Below are 16,732 nucleotides of genomic sequence, written 5' to 3'. Positions count from 1 at the left end.
GGACAAAGCGCGCGGAGGTGCTCCGGCCGACACAATCGCCCATCACCAGATCGACGGAGGGCATGCCGGTGAAGCGAGAAGCCGACGCCGACTTCGACGCCGACCTCGACGCGGCGACCGTCCGACGGACGTCCGTGCTGACGATCGCCCTGCTCATGGGCGTGTACGTCATCGACTACATCGACCGGGTCATGATCGCCGTGGCGTTGCCGTTCCTCGGCGCGGACCTGGACCTCGACAAGACGCAGCAGGGGCTCGTCGTCTCGGCGTTCGCGATCGCCTACATGGTGTTCCAGGTGCCCGGCGGGCTGCTGGCCGACCGCTTCGGGGCCCGCCCGCTGCTCGTCGTCTCGCTCGTGGCCTGGTCGGTGTTCACCGCCGCCACCGGCCTGGTGGGTGGCCTGGTCGCGCTGCTGGCCGTGCGCTGCCTGTTCGGGGTGGCCCAGGCGCTGTTCCCCGGGGCCTCGTTCAAGGCGCTCGCCGAGCGCACCACCCCGCGCACCCGTAACCGCAGCGCCGGGCTGATGCTCGCCTCCAACTTCCTCGGCGCCGGGCTCGCGCCGCTGATCGTCGCGCCGATCATCGTCGCCATCGGGTGGCGCCACTCGTTCTGGGTGGTGGCGCTCGGCGGGGTGGTGCTCGGGCTGCTGATGTGGCGGCTCCTGCCGCGGCCGCTGCCGCGGGAGGCCACCGAGCTGGACGCCGCGGCGGACCCGGCGCCCGCCGCCCAGGCCGGGGCGGCCAGGGTGCTGCGCAGCCCCCTGGTGTGGCGCTACGCCCTGCTCTTCGCCTGCTTCAACATGCTGAACTACGGGATGATCACCTGGGTGCCCAGCTACCTGCTGGAGACGCGCGGGCTCTCGCTCGTGGCGGCCGGGCTGTCCTCCGCCGTGCCCATGCTGATCACCGCAGCGAGCGCCGTGGTCGGCGGATGGCTGATGAGCCGGTGGTTCGACGACCGGGCCCGCCTGCTCGTCGTGCCGGTGCTCGCGGTCTCGGCCGTGCTGCTCGTGCTCATGCTGCAGGCGGAGACCACCCTCGGGTTCACCGTCTACCAGTCGCTCGCGATGGCGTTCAGCGGTCTCGCGTCGATGGGCATCCTCGGCATGCCGATCCGCGCCCTGCCGAGGGAGCTGATCGGGTCCGGCATGGGGCTGGTGAACACCGGCGGGCAGATGGCAGGCGTGCTCGCCCCGCTCGTGATGGGGTGGCTGGCCGACCGGTTCGACTTCGCCGCGGCGTTCGGGTTCCTCGTGGCCACCACGGTGGCCGCCGCCCTGATCGCCCTCGTGACCTCGTCGCGCCCCGCTGACCTGCAGCTGGGCGCCCCTACCGCGGAGGTGTCCCGATGACCGTCCACGACCTGGTGCTGCGCGGCGGGCGGGTGATCGACCCGGAGTCGGGCACCGACGCCGTCCGCGACGTCGCGATCGACGGCGACACCGTCACCGCGGTGAGCGCCGACGAGCTCGAGGGGCGGGAGGTCCTCGACGTGCGCGGCCACGTCGTCGCGCCCGGGTTCATCGACCTCCACAGCCACTGCGACGACATCCCCGGGCAGCGGCTGCAGGTGTTCGACGGCGTCACCACGGCGTTGGAGCTGGAGGCCGGCGTGCACCCCGTCGACGCCGCTTACCGGCGCGCGGCCGCCGAGGGACGCCCCGTGAACTACGGGTTCGCGACCTCGTGGGCCGCCACCCGCCTGCACGTCCTGGCGGGAGTGGCGACCACCGGTTCGGCGCACGACGTGATCGGCAACATGGGCGTGGCGGAGTGGCAGCGGGAGGCGAGCCGCGAGCAGGTCGAGCGGATGCTGGCGCTGCTGGAGGCCGACCTGGGCGCCGGCGCGCTCGGCATCGGCATCCTCGTCGGCTACGCCCCGCGCGTGGGCCCGGACGAGTACGTCGCGGTCGCCGGTCTCGCCGCCCGCCACGCGGTGCCGACCTACACCCACGCCCGCGAGCTCGTGGAACAGGACCCGGACACCCCGATCGACGGCGCCGAGGAGATCGTGCGTGCCGCGGGGGAGACCGGCGCCCACATGCACTACTGCCACGTCAACAGCACGTCGCTGCGGCACGTCGACCGGGTGCACGCCCTCGTGGAGCGGGCCCGGGCGAACGGGGCCACGATCTCCACCGAGGCTTATCCCTACGGCACCGGCATGACCGGCATCGGCGCCGCGTTCCTCGCGCCGGAGCTGCTGCACCGCCGCCACATCGGGCCCTCGGCCATCCAGCACGTCGCCACCGGGCGGCGCATGGCCGACGAGGCCGAACTGCGGCGCATGCGCAGCACCAACGAGGGCGACTGGGTGCTGGTGCACCTGCTCGACGAGTCCGACCCGTCCGCCCGCGCCGTGCTGCAGCGCGCCCTGGTCTTCCCGGACACCGCCGTGGCCAGCGACGCCGCCTCACCGATCTGGCGCACCACCGCGTACGACCCGATGCGCTGGCCGCTGCCCCCGGACGCGGTGACCCACCCGCGCACGGCCGGCACGTTCGCCCGCACCCTGCGGGTGCACGTGCGGGAGACCGGTGCGCTCACCCTCGCCGAGGCCGTGCGCCGCGCGAGCCTCGTGCCGGCCCAGGTCGTGGCCGCGGCCGCGCCCGCCATGGCGCGCAAGGGCCGCCTGCGCCCCGGTGCCGACGCCGACGTCGTCGTGTTCGACCCGGACACGGTCGCCGACCAGGCCACGTACACCGACACCGCCCGCCCGAGCACCGGCTTCCGCCACGTGTTCGTCAACGGGCGGGCGGTGGTGTGCGACGGCGAGCTGGACACCCAGGTCCTCCCCGGCCGCCCGGTGCGCGCCTGACCCCCCTCGCGGGGGTGATCACGGGTTCGGCGCCTTCCCGGGCTGATTTCGCCCGATCTCGCGCCGACTTCTCGATCACGGTGATCACCAGCACCTCACGGTGGTGGTGGGCGCAGTGGTGTGCGGCTCGCGGAGGGTGGCCACCGGAGGGCCGGCGTCGAAGAGGTGCGGCGGTGATCAGCCGTACGTCACGGCTGGGTCGGCCGCGGTGGTGTGCTGTTCGCGCCGCCCGGGCCGGTCGAGTCGTACCTCAGGGCGGTGGCGTCAGCAGTGGTGTGCGGCTCGCGCGATGAGGCAGGCCAGGGGCTTCTGGGTGTCGGTGCGGGTGGTGATCAGCCGTACCTCACGGTGGGCTCGCCGCGGGGTGGCGGCGCCGCTCGCCAAGGCCGTGGCGGTTGATCCGCACCTCTTGGCGTCAGCAGTGGTGGTGTGCTGCTCGAGGAAGAGGCCGCCTGGGCCGGACCGGACCCGTGGTGGTCAGCCGTACGTCACGGTGATGCTGGCTGCGGTGGTGTGCTGGTCGCGCGACGCAGGCCGAGCGAGTCGCACCTCGCGGCGGTGGAGACCGCAGGGGTGTGCTGCTCGAGGAGCAGCCACCGGCGGCCCGGCGTCGAAGAGCTCTATGGTGGTCAGCCGTACGTCACGGTCGTGGTGGCCGCGGTGGTGTGCTGCTCGCGGAGGAGGCCCGCCACCGGCGGTCGCCCGGCCCACCGGGAAGTTCAGGAAAGCCACATTCAAGGCCGGAGCGGCCCTGAATGTGGCTTTCCTGAACTCCGGGGCTACCGCAGCCGAACGAACCGCACCGCGAGGCCCCCGGCCACCGCCGTCCACGCGAGGAGCACGAGCACGGCGCCCGCCGCGGGGGGTGCGCCGGTGGCGAGGGTGTGGCGCAGGCCCTCGGCGAGCGCGCCGGAGGGGAGGGCTGCGGCGAGGGTGGCCAGGGGGCCGGGCAGCTGGCCGACCGGCACCACGATGCCGCCGGCGAACAGCAGCACGAACCACACGAGGTTGGCGACGGCGAGGGTGATCTCGGCGCGCAGGGATCCGCCGAGGAGCATGCCGAGGGCGGCGAACGCGGCGCAGCCGAGCAGCACGAGCAGCAGTGCCCACCCGACGCCGGCGGGGGACGGCCGCCAGCCGAGGGCGGCGGCGATGGCGCCGAGCACCACGACCTGCACGGCGACGACGCCGAGCACGGCGGCGAGCCGGCCGGCGACGAGCAGCCAGCGGGGGAGTGCGGTGGCGGCGAGGCGGCGGACGACGCCGTAGCGGCGGTCGAAGCCGAGCGCGATGGCCTGCCCGGTGAACGCGGTGGACATCACGGCGAGCGCGAGCACGCTGGGTGCGACGGTGGCGATCCGCGGCTCGGGCAGCGGCACCACGGACAGCAGGGTGAGGCCCACGAGCAGCACGATCGGCACGAGCATCGTGAGGAGCACCTGCTCGCCGTGGCGCAGGGCGAGGCGCAGCTCGGTGGCGGACTGGGTGGCGAGCATCCGCAGCGGGGCGCCGGGGCCGGGCCGGGGGGTGAAGGTGCCCGCCGGGAACACGGGTGGGGTCATGAGCGCAGCTCCCGACCGGTGAGCTCGAGGAACACGTCCTCCAGGCTGCGCCGGGCGACCTGGACGTCGTCGGCGAGCGCGCCGTGGGCGGCGCACCAGGACGTGATGGTGGACAGCACGGCGGGGTCGATCCGGCCCTGGACGACGTAGCGGCCCGCCGCCGGTTCGTCGGCGCCGTACCCGGGTGGCAGGGCCGCGGCGAGTTCGGCGACGTCCATCCCGGGCCGGGCGCGGAAGCGCAGCTCCTGCTGCCCGCCGGTGGAGGTGAGCGCGGCGGGCGAGCCCTGGGCGACGACCCGCCCGCCGTCGACGATGACGACGTGGTCGGCCAGCGCCTCCGCTTCCTCCATCAGGTGCGTGGTGAGCAGCACCGAGACGCCGTCGCGGCGCAGCGCGCGGATGAGGTCCCACACCAGCCGGCGGCCCTGCGGGTCCATGCCGGCGGTGGGTTCGTCGAGGAACACCAGCTCGGGGCGGCCGACGATGGCGCAGGCGAGGGCGAGACGCTGCTGCTGGCCGCCGGAGAGCCGCTTGTACGGGGTGCGCGCGCAGCCGTCGAGGCCGAGGACGCCCGAGAGCCAGTCGACGTCCAGCGGGTGTGCGGAGCAGGAGGCGACGAGGCGCAGCATCTCGTCGGCGCGCACGCCCGGGTAGGCGCCGCCGCCCTGGGGCATCACGCCGATGCGGGCGCGCAGGGCGTCGGGGGCGCCCGCGGGGTCGGCGCCGAGAACCCGCACCTCGCCCGCGTCGGCGCGCAGGAAGCCCTCGCAGATCTCGACCGTGGTGGTCTTGCCCGCGCCGTTGGGCCCCAGCAGCGCGAGGACGGAGCCGGTGGGCAGCTCGAGGTCGAGCCCGTCGACGGCGGTGGTGCGGCCGTAGCGTTTCACCAGTCCCCGGACCGTGACGGCGGGCGCCCGGTCGGGCGGCGGGGTACTCACGAGCGTCGAGCTTAAGGTGGGCCGCTCAGGTGGCGGTCTCCGGCGCCGGGACCGGGCCGCGACCGGGCAGGACGTCGATGTCCGGGCCGCTCTGGCCGGCCAGGTGGCGGCGCAGCACGAGCAGGAAGACCAGGAGGATCCCGAGCCCGGCGACGATCGAGAGCGGCAGCTGGAACGCGCGGAACTGGAAGTCGGCGCCCGTGGGTGGCACGAGCAGCGCGAGCACGGCCGACGCGGCCAGGGCGGCGCGGCGGTAGCGGGGCAGCCCGCGGGTGGCGGCGAGCGGGATGGCGGCCCACAGCAGGTACCAGGGGTGCACGACCGGGCCGAGCAGCACCACCGCGCCGAGCCCGGTGCCCATGCCGGTGATGGCGTCGACGCGGCCCCGCAGCACGGAGAAGAGCAGCACGAGGACGAGCACGGCCGACGCGGCGAGGCCGATGTTGCGGGCGACGGCGAGGATCGAGTCGGTGTGGTCGCCCAGGCGGGCGAGGATGCCGAGCTGGCCACCGATCATGCCGAGATCGGTGGTGATGGACATCCAGCTGAGGATGAGCTGCGGGATGTCGAGGGTCTTCAGGAAGCCGAGCCCCACCCCGGTGCCCAGCGACAGCGGCAGGTAGCACAGCAGGGTGAGCAGCCCGAACAGCCCGGCGACGGGGAAGACGTGCTTGATGCGGCCGCCCCGGGCGTCGGCGCGCCTGCGCGCCCACTCCATGCCGAGGAAGCCGAGCGCGAGGATGGCGGGCAGTTTGATGGCCGAGGCGGCGATGATGAGCAGCGCGCCGATCAGCAGGTCGCGGTCGAGCAGCCGGTCGCCCGCGCGCAGCCCGATCTCGAAGCCGGCGAGCATGAGGCCGACCATCAGGGCCTCGTTGTGGATGCCGCTGACGAGGTGGAACAGCACGAGCGGGTTGGCCGCACCGAGCCACATCGCGAGGCCGACGTCGAGGCCGCAGCGGCGGGCCAGCTTGGGCAGGGCCCAGAGGATGAGGCCGAGGCCCGCGAGCGCGAGGATGCGGTACTCGAAGATGCCGAGCACCACGTCGTTGCCGGACAGGGCCGTGATGCCGCGGCCCAGGATGAGGAACAGCGGCCCGTAGGGCGCGGGGGTGTCGCGCCAGATGTTGGGGATGCTGCGGGTGAGCGGGTCGTCGACGCCGAGGGCCTCGGCGGGCCCGAGCACGTAGGGGTCGAGCCCGCGGGCGAGGGTGGCGCTCTGCGCGAGGTAGCTGTAGACGTCGCGGGAGAACAGCGGGGGCGCCAGCGCGAGCGGGACGGCCCACATGACGGCCGTGCGGGCGAGCTGCGCGCGGTCGGGGGCCGGCGGCACGGCGCCGTGCCAGCGCAGCATCTTGCCGATCCACAACCAGGCGAGCACGAGCAGGCAGATGCCGGTGTAGGTGACCGCGATGGCGATGGTGGTGTTGCGGCTGGGCAGGCCGAGCAGGCGCAGTCCGAACAGCGGATTGGGCACCGGCAGCGCACCCGCGCCGAGGCCGCCCACCGCCATGAGGAGGGTGCCGGTGAGCCCGACGAGGCGGGCGATGCGGCTGGGATCCCGTGCGGGGGGCGGTGAGCCCTCTCCGGCCGCCTCCGCCGCGCCGTCCTTGCTGGCGTCGAGCTCGCGGGCGACCATGGGGGCAGCGTATCCAGTGCCCCTGACGGGGAGGTCGGCACGTCCGACCGGCTCCCGCGACGTGAGCGTCCTCACCTCGGTGGGGGGCGCCTTTGCCCTCGCCGGGCATATACGCAAGACTGGTGTTGTGAAAAGCGCCCGGCCTGCCGTACCGGTCGACGTCCGCCCCCACGAGGGCACGTCGACCGGTGAGGGCCGCACGCGCGAGGCCGTGGCCCGGCTGCTGATGGAGCAGGGTCCCATCACCGCGGCGGCGGTGGCGGCGGAGCTGGAGCTGTCGGCCGCGGCCGTGCGGCGCCACCTCGACGCGCTGCTCGCCGACGGGGAGGCCGAGGCCCGCGAGGCGCCCCGGCGGGGCCCGCGCGGGCGGGGCCGTCCGGCGCGGGAGTACCTGCTCACCGACGCGGGGCGCGCCCGGTTCGGCCACGGTTACGACGAGCTGGCGGTGGCCGCGCTGCAGTACCTGGCCGAGCACGGCGGCGAGTCCGCGGTGCGGGGGTTCGCCCGCAGCCGGGTCGAGGCGCTGCTGGGCTCCGGGGCGCAGCAGATCGCGGCGGCGCGCCGGCCGGACGAGCGGGCCGAGGCGCTCGCCGCGCTGCTCACGGCGCGCGGCTACGCTGCGCAGGCCCGCGAGGCGCGCACTGGCGTGCAGCTGTGCCAGCACCACTGCCCGGTGGCCCACGTCGCCGCGGCGTTCCCGGAGCTGTGCGAGGCCGAGACCCAGGCGTTCGCGGCCCTGCTCGGCACGCACGTGCAGCGGCTCGCCACCATCGCGCGCGGCGACTCCGCGTGCACCACCCACGTTCCGCTCGAGGCTCCCGACACCGGGCGGAAGCACGAATCCACCACGACCCGTCCCCGCAGGGAGGATGCATGACCACCACTCCTGAGGCACTCACCCAGGAGGAGACGCTCGCGACGCTCGGCCGCTACGACTTCGGCTGGGCCGATCCCGACGTCGCGGGCGCCTCCGCCCGGCGGGGCCTGTCGGCCGACGTCGTGGCCGACATCTCCCGGATGAAGAACGAGCCGAAGTGGATGCTCGACTTCCGGCTCAAGGCGCTCGACCTGTTCGAGCGCAAGCCGATGCCGCGCTGGGGCGCCGACCTGTCGGACATCGACTTCGACAACATCAAGTACTTCGTGCGGTCCACGGAGAAGCAGGCCTCCTCGTGGGAGGACCTGCCCGAGGACATCAAGAACACCTACGACAAGCTGGGCATCCCGGAGGCGGAGAAGGCCCGGCTGGTCGCGGGCGTCGCGGCGCAGTACGAGTCGGAGGTCGTGTACCACCAGATCCGCGAGGACCTGGAGGCCCAGGGCGTCATCTTCCTGGACACCGACACCGGCCTGCGCGAGCACCCGGAGCTGTTCAAGGAGTACTTCGGCTCGGTCATCCCGGCGGGCGACAACAAGTTCTCGGCGCTCAACTCGGCCGTGTGGTCGGGCGGGTCGTTCATCTACGTGCCGCCGGGCGTGCACGTCGACATCCCGCTGCAGGCCTACTTCCGGATCAACACCGAGAACATGGGCCAGTTCGAGCGCACGCTGATCATCGTCGACGAGGGTGCGTACGTGCACTACGTCGAGGGCTGCACCGCGCCGATCTACAAGACCGACTCGCTGCACTCGGCCGTGGTCGAGATCATCGTGAAGAAGGGCGGCCGCTGCCGCTACACGACGATCCAGAACTGGTCGAACAACGTCTACAACCTGGTGACGAAGCGGGCCAAGGCCGAAGAGGGCGCCACCATGGAGTGGGTCGACGGCAACCTCGGCTCCAAGGTCACCATGAAGTACCCGGCCGTGTGGCTGATGGGCGAGCACGCCAAGGGCGAGGTGCTCTCGATCGCGTTCGCCGGTGAGGGCCAGCACCAGGACGCGGGCGCGAAGATGGTGCACCTGGCGCCGCACACGTCCTCGACGATCATCTCGAAGTCGGTGGCGCGCGGCGGTGGCCGCACCTCCTACCGCGGGCTGGTGCAGGTCAACCCGCGGGCGCACCACAGCCGGTCCACCGTGAAGTGCGACGCGCTGCTGGTCGACACCATCAGCCGTTCCGACACGTACCCGTACGTCGACATCCGCAACGACGACGTCACGATGGGCCACGAGGCCACGGTGTCGAAGGTGAGCGAGGACCAGCTCTTCTACCTCATGAGCCGGGGTCTCACCGAGGACGAGGCCATGGCGATGGTCGTGCGCGGGTTCGTCGAGCCCATCGCGCGCGAGCTGCCCATGGAGTACGCGCTGGAACTGAACCGGCTGATCGAGCTGCAGATGGAGGGCGCTGTCGGATGACCGCTCCGGAAGTCGCCGGCCTCGCCCCCGAGCTGGAGGGCGCGAAGAAGGGCCAGGGAGAGTCACCGATCGCGTCGGCGATCGACCGTTTCACCGCCTACGACGTCGAGGCCTTCGAGGTGCCCGGCGGTCGCGAGGAGAACTGGCGGTTCACGCCGCTGCGGCGCCTGCGCGGGCTGCACGACGGCACCGCGGCGCTGGACGGCGCCACGAAGGTCGAGGTCAGCGGCGGCGACGGCGTCACCGTCGAGACCGTGGGCCGTGACGACCCTCGCCTCGGCGAGGGCGGCGTCCCGGCCGACCGGGTGGCCGCCGCGGCGTGGTCGGCTTTCCGCGAGGCCACCGTCGTCACGCTCGACGGCACGCCCGGGCCCGTCACGATCACGGTCACCGGGCCGGGCGAGGGCCGCAGCGCGGTGGGGCACCTGCAGGTGCGCACCACGCGCCACGCCGAGGCCACCGTGGTGATCGAGAACCGCGGGTCGGGCGCGGTCGCCGACAACGTCGAGGTCGTGTTGGCCGACGGCTCGCGCCTGGAGCTCGTGGTCACCGAGGAGTGGGCCGACGACGCCGTGCACGTGGGCGCGCGCCACCTGTCGGTGGGCCGCGACGCCACGCTGCGCTCCACGTCGGTGTCGCTCGGCGGCGACCTGGTGCGGGTCAGCGAGACCGTCACCTACCGCGAGCCCGGCGGCGACGTCGAGCTGCGCGGGCTGGGCTACGCCGACGCGGGCCAGCACCTGGAGCAGCGGCTGCTCGTCGACCACTCGGTGCCGCACTGCCGCTCCGACGTGCTCTACAAGAACGCGCTGCAGGGCGACGGTGCGCACACCGTCTGGATCGGGGACGTGGTGATCCGGGCGGCCGCGGAGGCCACCGAGACGTTCGAGTTCAACCGCAACCTCGTCCTCACCGAGCGCGCCCGGGCCGACTCCGTGCCGAACCTGGAGATCGAGACCGGCGAGATCGCCGGCGCCGGGCACGCCAGCGCCACCGGCCGGTTCGACGACGAGCAGCTGTTCTACCTGCAGAGCCGGGGCATCCCGGAGGACGTCGCGCGCCGGCTGGTCGTCCGCGGCTTCTTCGGCGAGATCCTGTCCAAGATCACCCTGCCCGAGCTGCGCGAGCGCCTCGAAGCGGCCGTCGAGGCCGAGCTCGCGGTCACCGGCGTCTGAACCCACCACGACACGGAGCACCCACAGAACATGTCCACCCTGGAGATCAAGGACCTGCGCGTCTCGGTCGCGACCGACGACGGCGCCAAGGAGATCCTGAAGGGCGTCGACCTCACGGTCCGCACCGGCGAGACGCACGCGATCATGGGCCCCAACGGGTCCGGCAAGTCCACGCTCGCCTACGCCGTCGCGGGCCACCCGAAGTACCAGATCACCGGCGGCAGCGTCACGCTCGACGGCCAGGACCTCCTGGAGCTCACGGTCGACGAGCGCGCCCGCGCGGGCCTCTTCCTCGCCATGCAGTACCCGGTCGAGGTGCCCGGTGTGTCGATGGCCAACTTCCTGCGGTCGGCGGCCACCGCGGTCCGCGGCGAGGCCCCGAAGCTGCGCACGTGGGTCAAGGAGGTCAAGGGCGCGATGAGCGACCTCGACATCGACCCCGACTTCGCGGAGCGCTCGGTCAACGAGGGCTTCTCCGGCGGCGAGAAGAAGCGCCACGAGGTGCTGCAGCTCGCGCTGCTCAAGCCGAAGTTCGCCATCCTCGACGAGACCGACTCCGGCCTCGACGTCGACGCGCTGCGCGTGGTCTCCGAGGGTGTCAACCGCTACCGCGAGGGTGACGACACCGGCGTTCTGCTGATCACCCACTACACCCGGATCCTGCAGCACATCCGCCCCGACGTCGTGCACGTGTTCGCGGGCGGCCGGGTGGTCGAGTCCGGCGGTCCCGAGCTGGCCGACGAGCTGGAGCGCAACGGCTACGTGCGGTTCACCGGGAAGGCCGAGGCGGCGGTCTGATGACCGCGCTCGACGCTCCGGAGGTCGCGGGGCCGGAGATCGGGAAGATCCGGGAGGACTTCCCGATCCTCTCCCGCACCGTCCGCGGCGGGCGGCCCCTGGTCTACCTCGACTCGGGGGCCACCTCGCAGCGCCCGCGACAGGTGCTCGACGCCGAGCGCGCCTTCCTCGAGCAGCACAACGCGGCCGTGCACCGCGGGGCCCACCAGCTCGCCGAGGAGGCCACCGACGCCTACGAGTCGGCCCGGGCGCGGATCGCCGCGTTCGTCGGCGCCGACGCGGGCGAGGTGGTGTTCACCAAGAACGCCACCGAGGCCATCAACCTCGTCGCCTACGCGATGGGCAACTCCTCGGTGCGCACGGGTCTCGGGCCCGAGTCCGAGCGGTTCGCCCTCGGCCCCGGTGACGAGATCGTGATCACCGAGCTGGAGCACCACGCCAACCTGGTGCCCTGGCAGGAGCTGTGCCGGCGCACCGGCGCCACGCTGCGCTGGTACTCCGTCGACGACGAGGGCAGGCTCGACCTCGACTCGATCGAGCTGTCCGAGCGCACCAAACTGGTGGCGTTCGCCCACCAGTCCAACGTGCTCGGCACGATCCTGCCGGTGGCCGAGCTGGTGCGCCGCGCACGGGCCGTCGGGGCGCTCACGCTGCTCGACGCGTGCCAGTCGGTGCCGCACATGCCGGTGCACCTCACGAACCTCGGCGTCGACTTCGCCGCGTTCTCCGGGCACAAGATGCTCGGCCCGTCCGGCATCGGTGTGCTGTACGGCCGCGCGGAGCTCCTGGCCGCGATGCCGCCGTTCCTCACCGGCGGATCGATGATCGAGCTCGTGCGCATGGAGGGTTCCACCTACGCGCCGCCGCCGCAGCGGTTCGAGGCGGGCGTGCCGATGACGTCGCAGGCCGTGGGCCTGGGCGCCGCGGTCGACTACCTCTCCGGCATCGGCATGGACCGCGTGCACGCCCACGAGCTGGCGCTCGCCCGCGCCGCACTCGACGGGCTCGCGCAGGTGCCCGGCGTCCGGATCATCGGTCCGCGCTCGCTGGAACAGCGCGGCGGCACCGTGGCGTTCGTCGTGGAAGGGGTGCACGCCCACGACGTCGGCCAGGTGCTCGACGACCGCGGGGTCGCCGTCCGGGTGGGTCACCACTGCGCATGGCCGTTGCACCGGCGGTTCGGCGTGGCGGCCACCGTCCGGGCGTCCTTCGCGGTGTACAACACCCCTGAGGAGGTCGACGCGCTCATCGAGGGCGTGCGCGCGGCCCGCGAGTTCTTCGGGGTGAGCTAGCCGAAATGCAGCTGGAACAGATGTACCAGGAGATCATCCTGGACCACTACCGGTCGCCGCACGGCGCCGGTCTGCGCGAACCGTTCGACGCCGAGTCGTTCCAGATCAACCCCACCTGCGGCGACGAGATCACGCTGCGGGTCAAGCTGGACGGCGACAAGATCACCGACGTGTCGTACGAGACGCTCGGCTGCTCGATCAGCCAGGCCTCGGCGTCGGTGCTCACCGACCTGGTGGTGGGGCGGTCGGTCCAGGAGTCCCGCGAGGTCCTGGCCGCGTTCCAGGAGATGGCGCAGGGCCGCGGCCAGGTCGAGCCGGACGAGGACGTCCTCGGCGACGGCGTCGCCTTCGCCGGGGTGGCCCGCTACCCGGCACGCGTCAAGTGCGCCCTGCTGGGGTGGATGGCGTTCAAGGACGCCGTGGGCCGTGCCGAGGGCGGCAGCGTCGGGAACGGGGCGGCGAACGGTGCGGCGGGTAGCGTCGAGCCGGAGGAGGCAACCACATGACCGAGCACGTGACCGACACCGAAGAGGTCGTGCGCGGCGCGGCCGGGATGCCCGAGCCGCCCGCGCCCGCGGACGGGCCCTCGATCGACGACCTCGAGGAGGCCATGCGCGACGTGGTCGACCCCGAGCTCGGCATCAACGTGGTCGACCTCGGCCTGGTGTACGGCATCCAGGCGGAGAACGGCGTCGCCACGATCGACATGACGCTCACGTCGGCGGCCTGCCCGCTCACCGACGTCATCGAGGAGCAGGCGCGGGGTGCCCTCGTCGGTCCCGGCCTCGTGGACGACCTGAAGATCAACTGGGTCTGGATGCCTCCGTGGGGGCCGGACAAGATCACGGACGAGGGGCGCGAGCAGCTCCGCGCCCTGGGCTTCCGCGTCTGACCCAGCGCTGACCCGTACGAACGGCACCCTCGTCCGAACCTATCGGACGAGGGTGCCGTTCGTTCAGCCCTTGACCGCGCCCCCGAATGCGAAGGCCCCACCCAGCCGCCGGGACAGCACGAGGTAGAGCAGCAGCGCCGGCAGCGAGTAGATCAGCGAGTACGCGGCGAGCTGCCCGTACATCACCGAGCCGTACTGGCTGAAGAACGTGAAGATGCTGACCGACGCGGGCAGGTTCTCGTTCGAGAGCAGCAGCACGAAGGGCACGAAGAAGTTGCCCCACAGGTGGATGAACGTGTAGATCGCCACCACCGACAGCCCCGGCCACATCAGCGGCAGCACGATCGTGCGCAGCGCCTGCATGGGGGAGGCGCCGTCGGTCCAGGCCGCCTCCTCCAGCTCGATGGGCACGGCGTCCATGAAGTTCTTCGTGAGCCAGATGGCGATCGGCAGGGCGGTGGTCGCCATGAACAGGATCGTGCCGGTATAGGTGTCGATGAGGTTGAGCTGCACGAACAGGCCGTAGACCGGCACCATGATCGCGGTGATCGGCAGCCCGGTGGTGAAGAGCACGGTGAGCAGGAACGGCCGTTTGAACCGCGACTGGTAGCGCGAGAGCGGGTAGGCGGCCAGCACCGACGCCGTCAGCGTCACGAGCGTGGCACCGCCGCAGAGGATGAACCCGTTGAGCATCGGCCGGTAGGTGGTGTCCTCGTTGAGCACCGCCCGGAAGTTGCCCAGCGACCACTCCCCGGGCCAGGACACCGACAGCCCCGCCGACTCGTCGAACGCGCCGAGCAGCAACCACAGCATCGGCACCACGAAGCAGGCCCCGATCAACGCCATCACGACGTTGACCGCGGCCCTGCCCGCGAGCTGCTGCGGGCGCGGCCGGGCGTGGCGACGCACCCCGGCCGCCCGCCCGGCAGGGGACGGGGCGGGCTGCGTGGGAACCGGTGTCTCGGTGGTCATGACATGCTCTCCCCGAGTCGGAGCGCGCGCAGGTAGACGAGCGAGAAGATCGCGCCGATCAGCAGCAGCACCAGCGCCAGCGCGGTGCCGTAGCCGAGCTGCGAGAACTGGAACGCCTGCTGGTAGGCGAAGATCGGCAGCGTGGTGCTCTGGTTGTTCGGCCCACCGCGGGTCATGGTCCAGATCAGGCCGAAGACCGACAGCGTCTGCAGCGTGATGAGCATGAGGTTGGTGGCGATGGAACGGCGCACCATCGGCAGCGTCACCGAGAACAGCCGCCGCCAGGCGCCCGCGCCGTCCACCCGGGCGGCCTCCTCGATCTCCCGCGGCACCTCCGAGAGCGCCGCGGAGTAGACGAGCATCGAAAACGCCGTGCCGCGCCAGATGTTGGCGATCGAGACGGCCAGGATCGGCGCGGTGAACAGCCAGTTCTGCCCGGGCAGGCCCGCCAGGCCGAGCAGGGAGTTGAACGAGCCCTCCTGGCCGAGGAACGCGTACCAGACGTAGCCGGCCACCACCTCCGGCACCACCCAGGCGCCGATGACGATCGCGCTGACCACCGTGCGCACCACGCGGTGCCCGGCGCGCATCAGCAGGGCGAGGGTCATCCCGAGCACGTTCTGGCCGATGATCGCCGACACGAGCGTGAAGACCACCGTGAGGAACACCGACAGGTGGAAATCAGCGCTCCCGAAGGCCCGGCGGAAGTTCCCCAGCCCGACGAAGTCGGCCCCGGACGCCCCGGTGAGCGCCATGTCGGTGAACGCCGACCAGATGCAGTACGCCACCGGCCCGGCGAGGAACACGACGAGCAGGACCACCGCGGGCGCGAGCGGCATGCCCCGCAGGAGGACCACCGGCGCCGGGGCGCGGCGGCTCGCGCCGCGCCCCGGGGAGACCGTGGCCGTGCTCATGACCCGGACGCGACGACCACGGCGTCACCGGCGAGCGACCGCACCTGATCGTCGTAGTTCCGGGCCGCGGACGCGACGTCGGTGCCGGTGATCACCGCTTCGGTGGCCACCTGGATCTCGTTGGAGACCCGCGGGTAGAGCGAGTACGCCGGCCGGTAGCTCGTGATCGGCACGAGCGAGGAGAAGAAGTCGTTGGACGGGTTGGCCCCGGTGTAGGACGGGTCGTCCGCCACGTCCTTGCGCACCGGGATCTGCACGTTGTCGATCGCCCACTTCAGCTGGTTCTCGCGGTTCGACACCAGCTTGATGAACTCCCACGCCATGTCCGGGTTGTCGGAGTTCTGCGGGATCGCCCAGGTCCAGCCGCCGGACATGCTCACCTGGCCGGGTGCCTGGCCGTTCTGCGTCGGCATGGCGGTCCAGCCCAGGACGCTGCTCCACTCGGGCCACGGCTCGGCGCCGCTGGTCTCCAGCCAGTCCTGCGAGATCCAGGAGCCCTCCATGCTGATCGCGATCTGCCCCTGCGGGATCAGCTCCTCGGTGGTGGTGTTGGTCCAGTTCGGGTCCAGCGCCTGCTGCGGGTTCGGCCCGAGGCCCTCGGAGTAGACGGTCTGCAGGAACTGCAGCGCGTCGCTGAAGCCCTTGCTGCCGACCACCCACTTCTGCTGGGCCTGGTCGTAGAGGGTGTCGCCGGTGCCGTACAGCAGCATCTCGAAGCCCTGCATCGACGCCGCCTCGCCCACGCCCTTGCCCGCGTAGACGTTGAACGGGATCACGCCGGGCACGGCCGCCTTGATCGTCCGGGCGGCGCTCAGCAGGTCGTCCCACGTCTTCGGCTGCCAGTCGGCGGGCAGCCCGGCCCGGGCGAAGATCTCCTTGTTGAACCAGACGCCGCGGGTGTCGGTGCCGTCCGGCACGCCGTAGGTCTTCCCGTCGAGCGCGCGGCCCGCGCCCTTGGCCGTGTCCTCGAACTGGTCCCACTCCGCCCACTGCGCCAGCCGGTCGTCGAGCGGGAGCAGGTAGCCGGCGTCGATGTCGGAGTTGATCAGGAACGTGTCCTCGTAGACCGCGTCCGGCGAGGTGCGCGGCGTGCGCATCTGCAGCTGCAGCTTGGTGAAGTACTCGTTCTCCGACGCCTGGATGGGCTGCAGGTCGAGCGTGACGCCCGGGTGGGCCTGCTCGAACTGGGCCTTGATGTCGGTGAGGTAGTTCTCCTGCACCCGGGTGCCGCCGAACTGCCGGTAGGTGACGGTCACGGTGTTCTCCCCACCGCCGTCACCGCCCCCGCAGGCCGCGAGGACCAGTGCCATCGTGCCCGCGGCCACCAGCGCCCCGGCCTTGCGCCCCCGTCTCCTGGTGCGGCTCCCCACCCCTGACGGCTCGTCCATGTGCACTGCGGTGTGCATCGGCCCTCCTCCGCCTTCCACCGTT

The 16,732-nt window shown here is 72.4% G+C and carries 15 protein-coding genes; 9 read left to right on the top strand and 6 right to left on the bottom strand.

Features of this window, described 5'->3' with window-relative positions:
- Nucleotides 1-68 precede the first annotated feature (68 nt).
- Together ACFPL3_RS27270 and ACFPL3_RS27265 are read left to right on the top strand one after the other, a co-directional pair.
- Nucleotides 69-1,352: an MFS transporter gene (locus ACFPL3_RS27270; protein WP_343944560.1), complete on the top strand. Its 1,284-nt coding sequence runs from the start codon at nt 69-71 to the stop codon at nt 1,350-1,352.
- Complete coding sequence (locus ACFPL3_RS27265; RefSeq protein WP_343944561.1) at nt 1,349-2,818, top strand: amidohydrolase family protein; 1,470 nt, start codon at nt 1,349-1,351, stop codon at nt 2,816-2,818. The genes ACFPL3_RS27270 and ACFPL3_RS27265 overlap by 4 nt, the downstream gene beginning before the upstream one ends.
- Nucleotides 2,819-3,597: 779 nt before the next feature.
- Here ACFPL3_RS27265 and ACFPL3_RS27260 read toward each other — a convergent pair.
- From ACFPL3_RS27260 to mptB, 3 genes are read right to left on the bottom strand one after another with little or no spacing between them, the layout of a single operon-like run.
- Nucleotides 3,598-4,380 carry an ABC transporter permease gene (locus ACFPL3_RS27260; RefSeq protein WP_343944562.1) on the bottom strand — a complete coding sequence of 261 codons (783 nt, stop codon included), beginning with the start codon at nt 4,378-4,380 and terminating at the stop codon, nt 3,598-3,600.
- Entirely contained in the window at nt 4,377-5,318 is a 942-nt protein-coding gene (locus tag ACFPL3_RS27255) for an ABC transporter ATP-binding protein (RefSeq protein ID WP_343944563.1), read from the bottom strand. The genes ACFPL3_RS27260 and ACFPL3_RS27255 overlap by 4 nt, the downstream gene beginning before the upstream one ends.
- Nucleotides 5,319-5,343: 25 nt before the next feature.
- Nucleotides 5,344-6,957: a polyprenol phosphomannose-dependent alpha 1,6 mannosyltransferase MptB gene (gene mptB, locus ACFPL3_RS27250; RefSeq protein WP_343944564.1), complete on the bottom strand. Its 1,614-nt coding sequence runs from the start codon at nt 6,955-6,957 to the stop codon at nt 5,344-5,346.
- 127 nt (nt 6,958-7,084) lie between these two features.
- Here mptB and ACFPL3_RS27245 point away from each other — a divergent pair, with 127 nt between their 5' ends.
- The 7 genes from ACFPL3_RS27245 to ACFPL3_RS27215 are packed head-to-tail and all read left to right on the top strand — an operon-like array spanning nt 7,085 to nt 13,415.
- Complete coding sequence (locus ACFPL3_RS27245; protein WP_379589713.1) at nt 7,085-7,834, top strand: helix-turn-helix transcriptional regulator; 750 nt, start codon at nt 7,085-7,087, stop codon at nt 7,832-7,834.
- Nucleotides 7,831-9,258 carry a Fe-S cluster assembly protein SufB gene (gene sufB / locus ACFPL3_RS27240; protein ID WP_343944566.1) on the top strand — a complete coding sequence of 476 codons (1,428 nt, stop codon included), beginning with the start codon at nt 7,831-7,833 and terminating at the stop codon, nt 9,256-9,258. The genes ACFPL3_RS27245 and sufB overlap by 4 nt, the downstream gene beginning before the upstream one ends.
- A complete protein-coding gene (sufD, locus tag ACFPL3_RS27235) occupies nt 9,255-10,433 on the top strand; it encodes a Fe-S cluster assembly protein SufD (protein WP_343944567.1) in 1,179 nt (392 codons plus the stop codon). The genes sufB and sufD overlap by 4 nt, the downstream gene beginning before the upstream one ends.
- 30 nt (nt 10,434-10,463) lie before the next feature.
- Nucleotides 10,464-11,231 (top strand): Fe-S cluster assembly ATPase SufC, encoded by a 768-nt coding sequence (gene sufC, locus ACFPL3_RS27230; RefSeq protein WP_343944568.1) that lies wholly within the window; start codon nt 10,464-10,466, stop codon nt 11,229-11,231.
- Nucleotides 11,231-12,523: a cysteine desulfurase gene (locus ACFPL3_RS27225; RefSeq protein ID WP_343944569.1), complete on the top strand. Its 1,293-nt coding sequence runs from the start codon at nt 11,231-11,233 to the stop codon at nt 12,521-12,523. The genes sufC and ACFPL3_RS27225 overlap by 1 nt, the downstream gene beginning before the upstream one ends.
- A gap of 5 nt (nt 12,524-12,528) precedes the next feature.
- A complete protein-coding gene (sufU, locus tag ACFPL3_RS27220) occupies nt 12,529-13,029 on the top strand; it encodes a Fe-S cluster assembly sulfur transfer protein SufU (protein ID WP_343944570.1) in 501 nt (166 codons plus the stop codon).
- Nucleotides 13,026-13,415, top strand: a complete 390-nt coding sequence (locus ACFPL3_RS27215; RefSeq protein ID WP_343944571.1) for a metal-sulfur cluster assembly factor — start codon at nt 13,026-13,028, stop codon at nt 13,413-13,415. Before sufU ends, ACFPL3_RS27215 begins: the two co-directional genes overlap by 4 nt.
- Before the next feature lie 63 nt (nt 13,416-13,478).
- Here the strand turns inward: ACFPL3_RS27215 and ACFPL3_RS27210 are convergent, their stop codons facing one another.
- The 3 genes from ACFPL3_RS27210 to ACFPL3_RS27200 are packed head-to-tail and all read right to left on the bottom strand — an operon-like array spanning nt 13,479 to nt 16,707.
- Nucleotides 13,479-14,387, bottom strand: a complete 909-nt coding sequence (locus ACFPL3_RS27210; RefSeq protein ID WP_343944572.1) for a carbohydrate ABC transporter permease — start codon at nt 14,385-14,387, stop codon at nt 13,479-13,481.
- The gene (locus tag ACFPL3_RS27205; protein WP_343944573.1) at nt 14,384-15,301 is read right to left on the bottom strand and encodes a carbohydrate ABC transporter permease; all 918 of its coding nucleotides are present in this window, start codon (nt 15,299-15,301) and stop codon (nt 14,384-14,386) included. The genes ACFPL3_RS27210 and ACFPL3_RS27205 overlap by 4 nt, the downstream gene beginning before the upstream one ends.
- Nucleotides 15,298-16,707, bottom strand: a complete 1,410-nt coding sequence (locus ACFPL3_RS27200) for an extracellular solute-binding protein (RefSeq protein WP_343944574.1) — start codon at nt 16,705-16,707, stop codon at nt 15,298-15,300. Before ACFPL3_RS27200 ends, ACFPL3_RS27205 begins: the two co-directional genes overlap by 4 nt.
- Nucleotides 16,708-16,732: the final 25 nt, after the last annotated feature.

The sequence above is a fragment of the Pseudonocardia zijingensis genome, assembly GCF_042657305.1.
GTDB classification, from domain to species: Bacteria; Actinomycetota; Actinomycetes; order Mycobacteriales; family Pseudonocardiaceae; genus Pseudonocardia; species Pseudonocardia zijingensis.
This window is presented reverse-complemented; position numbering and strand designations above follow the sequence as displayed.